The organism is Mycobacterium sp. TH-M25, from assembly GCF_057473665.1.
In genome coordinates this window covers 1-3,926 of the sequence record NZ_JBYCLA010000213.1, presented here as the reverse complement: position 1 = coordinate 3,926, position 3,926 = coordinate 1, and the positions used below count along the sequence as shown (strand labels likewise).

The 3,926-nt window shown below is 63.7% G+C and carries 2 protein-coding genes and 1 riboswitch; of the genes, one reads left to right on the top strand and one right to left on the bottom strand.

Features of this window, described 5'->3' with window-relative positions; all coding sequences use genetic code 11:
• The coding region (locus AC2VOU_RS07135; protein WP_486956744.1) for a DUF3556 domain-containing protein at window positions 1-1,369 on the top strand (1,369 nt) is incomplete at its 5' end.
• On the opposite strand, the gene metE is transcribed toward AC2VOU_RS07135, so the two are convergent.
• Window positions 1,366-3,636: a 5-methyltetrahydropteroyltriglutamate--homocysteine S-methyltransferase gene (metE, locus tag AC2VOU_RS07130; protein WP_486956743.1), complete on the bottom strand. Its 2,271-nt coding sequence runs from the start codon at window positions 3,634-3,636 to the stop codon at window positions 1,366-1,368. The genes AC2VOU_RS07135 and metE overlap by 4 nt on opposite strands.
• Before the next feature lie 145 nt (window positions 3,637-3,781).
• Window positions 3,782-3,926: riboswitch (cobalamin riboswitch) on the bottom strand. This riboswitch is flagged as partial in the annotation.

Genomic DNA, 3,926 nt, shown 5'->3' with positions numbered 1-3,926 from the left:
ACCGTGGCCGGATCGCGTCCCATTGACGAAGGGCACTGCGCGCAAGCCGGTGGATGTCGCGCTGTATGCGGCGCTGTTGGCGATGACGTTGGGGGCGTTGTTTTCCGATGGCACCGGCCCGATTCGAGAGTTGGGCACCACCGTGGGGGTGCTGCCGGTGTGGGAGATCGTGCTTATTCTGGTAATCCTTGCGATGCTTGGGCTTCGCGACAAAGTGATCTTCCTGGCCGCCCGCGGCGAGGTTTACGCGACGCTGACGGTGACCTTCGTGTTCGGCGGCTCGAACGCCACAGACATGATCGTCGCGGCCAAGCTGGTGTTCCTGGTGATCTGGATGGGCGCAGCGACGTCAAAGCTCAACCGGCACTTCCCGTTCGTGATCTCGACGATGATGTCTAACAACCCGCTGCTGCGGCCGCGGTTTGTCAAACGGATGTTCTTCGAGAGGTTTCCCGACGACCTGCGGCCGGGACGATTGTCACGGATCTTCGCCTACGTCAGCACGTTCATCGAGATGTGTGTGCCTATCGTGCTGTTTTTCGCTCACGGTGGCTGGCCAACCGTGGTGGCCGCGACGGTAATGGTGTGCTTCCACCTGGGGATCCTGACGGCGATCCCGATGGGCGTGCCGCTGGAGTGGAATGTCTTCATGATCTTCGGTGTGCTGTCGCTCTTTGTCGGCCATGCTCAGCTGGGTCTGAGTGACCTGAGAAATCCGGTGCCGGTGGCGATTCTGATCGCTCTGGTCGCGGGAATCGTCGTCGCGGGTAACGTGTTCCCGCGCAAGATCTCGTTTCTGGCCGGCATGCGCTATTACGCCGGCAACTGGGACACCACGCTGTGGTGCGTTAAACCCTCGGCCGACGAGAAGATCAAGAGGGGCATCGTGGCGATCGCGAGCATGCCGCAGGCTCAGCTGGAGCGCTTTTACGGCAAGGAGCGGGCGCAAATTCCGATGTACCTCGGATATGCGTTCCGCGCCATGAACACCCACGGCAGGGCGCTGTTCACCCTGGCGCATCGGGCGATGGCCGGCCACAACGAAGATGACTATGTCATCACCGACGGAGAACGGATCTGCAGTACCGCCGTCGGGTGGAATTTTGGCGACGGCCACATGCACAACGAGCAACTGATCACCGCGATGCAGCAGCGCTGCCACTTCGCACCCGGCGAGGTGCGTATCGTGCTACTCGACGCGCAGCCGATTCACAAACAAACCCAGGCGTACCGGCTGGTGGACGCGGCGACAGGCGAATTCGAGCGCGGTGTGGTCAGGGTGGCCGACATGGTGACTCGGCAGCCCTGGGCCGACGATGTGCCGGTCCAGGTGCTGTCCGAGCCAGCCGACGAGTCCGAGGTGACTTAGGCCCCGGCCCGCACCTGGTGCGCTGCAGCAACCATGTTCTGCAGCGACGCGCTCACCTCGTCGACCGATCGGGTCTTCAGACCGCAGTCAGGGTTAACCCAAAGTCGTTGCATCGGTATAGCTTTCAATGCTGCGTGCAGCGACTTGGCCATCTCGTCGGTGCTTGGTACCCGCGGCGAGTGGATGTCATAGACGCCCGGGCCTACGCTGTTGGCGAAGCCGACCGCGTTCAGGTCGTCCAATACCTCCATGTGTGAGCGCGCCGCCTCGATGGATGTGACGTCGGCGTCCAGGTCGGCGATAGCTCCAATCACCTCGCCGAACTCTGAGTAGCACAGATGAGTGTGGATCTGCGTCGAGTCGGCAACCCCCGAGGTCGCTAGGCGGAAAGCCCTTACCGCCCAACGTAAGTACTGGTCTTGATCAGCGCGGCGCAGTGGCAGCAGCTCACGTAGGGCGGGCTCGTCGACCTGGATGATCGCGATCCCGGCGGACTGTAGATCCACGGTCTCATCGCGAATCGCCAGTGCCACTTGGTTCGCGGTGTCGGCCAGCGGCTGGTCGTCGCGAACGAACGACCAGGCCAAGATCGTGACCGGTCCGGTCAACATGCCCTTCACCGGTTTGTCGGTCAGGGACTGTGCGTAGGTGATCCACTCGATTGTCATCGGGTGGGGCCGGGACACGTCGCCGTAGAGGATCGGCGGACGTACGCAACGGCTGCCGTAGGACTGCACCCAGCCGTGCTGTGTGGCGACGAAGCCCTCCAGCTGCTCGGCGAAGTACTGCACCATGTCGTTGCGCTCCGGCTCGCCATGGACCAGTACATCGAGCCCGAGTTGCTCCTGCAGCTTAATGACTTCGGCGACTTCTTTTTTCATCCTGCTGATGTACTCGGCCTCGTCGATCTCAGCGGCCCGCAGCGCCGCGCGCGCCTTGCGGATCGGCGATGTCTGCGGGTAGGAGCCGATCGTCGTGGTCGGCAGCGGCGGCAGGTGTAGGCGCGCGTCCTGGCTGGCGCGGCGCTGCGCCGCCTCGCCGCGGTGCGCACCGGACGAGACGATCGAGTCGATACGCGCACGGACCTGCCCGTTGTGCAGCCGCGGATCGCTGCGCCGCGAGGCAACGGCGGCATTGGACGCCGCGATTTCATCGGCGACCGCGTCGCGCCCGTCGCGAAGTGCGCGTGCCAGCACGACGACTTCGGCCACCTTTTCCGCACCGAACGCCAGCCAGCTGCGCAAGTTGTCGTCCAGGTCGGTTTCTAGTTCCAGCGAATACGGCACGTGCAGCGTGGAGCACGACGTCGAAACAGTAACGGTGGCTGCCGAACCCAGCAGGGTCGCCAGCTTGCCCAACGCAGATTCCAGGTCGGTGCGCCAGATATTGCGTCCGTCGACGATGCCGGCGACCAGAGTCTTGGTAGACAGCTCGGGCACGGCGGCCACCGCGGTCTGCGCACCGGCGACCAGGTCGATGCCAATCGCCTCGATGGGTGTGCGGGCCAGCCCCGCCAAGGAAGCACCGGGATCACCGAAGTAAGTGGCTACGTAGATGGCGGGTCGGTTGCTCACTGAGCCGAGCGCGTTGTACACCGCCTCCGCCAAGGCCGGCGCATCGGGGGACAGATCAGTCACCAGCGCCGGCTCATCGAATTGCACCCATTGCGCGCCATTCTCGGCGAGTAGCGACAGCAGCTCGGAGTAGATTCCCCCCAGCTCCTGCAGCCGCTCGACCGGTGCGCCCCCGCCATTGATGTCCTTGCTCAGCAACAGAAAGGGGACCGGCCCGATAACGACCGGGCGGGCCGGAATCCCTTGCGCAAGTGCTTCTTTCAGCTCAGAAAGCACCTTGTCCGGGTTCAGTGTGAACGTGGTCGCGGGCTCGATCTCGGGAACCAGGTAGTGGTAGTTGGTGTCGAACCACTTCGTCATCTCCAGCGGCTCGATGTCGTCGTTGCCGCGCGCGAGCGCGAAGTACCGATCCAGGTCGTCGGGGACTTTTGTTGCCCGGGCCGGCAGCGCGCCCAGCATGACCGCGGTGTCGAGCATCTGGTCGTAGTAGGAGAAGGTGTTCACCGGTACCGAATCCAGGCCGGCGGCGGCCAAGTCCGACCACATGTCGCGGCGCAACGACGCGGCAATGGACTCTAGTTCTGATCTGCTGATACGTCGGGCCCAATAGCCCTCGGTCGCTCGTTTGAGTTCGCGGCGCGGACCGATGCGTGGGGAGCCAGTAACGGTTGCGGTGAATGGTTGAGCGGTCACGAGTTCGTCCTTTAATTAGCAGGGTGGTCACCGCCAGCGGACGCACAGCCGATCCGATGCGGCAGCACCTAATCTTTTTAGAGGTACTACCGCTAACGGCTCCGGCCAAACGCCCATTCCACGAGGCGGTGAGCCGTCGGACGCGGCGCGCCCGACACAGCCGGCAGGTCTTCGGACTCGCAGGCGCGCACCGGTAGGTGCTCCTTAAGGCCGTCGCTTCCCAGTCTCGGATTTCCTAAGACCAGTGCTTCGAGACGGCGGTCGTTCCTGCATACCGCTGCGGGACAGTC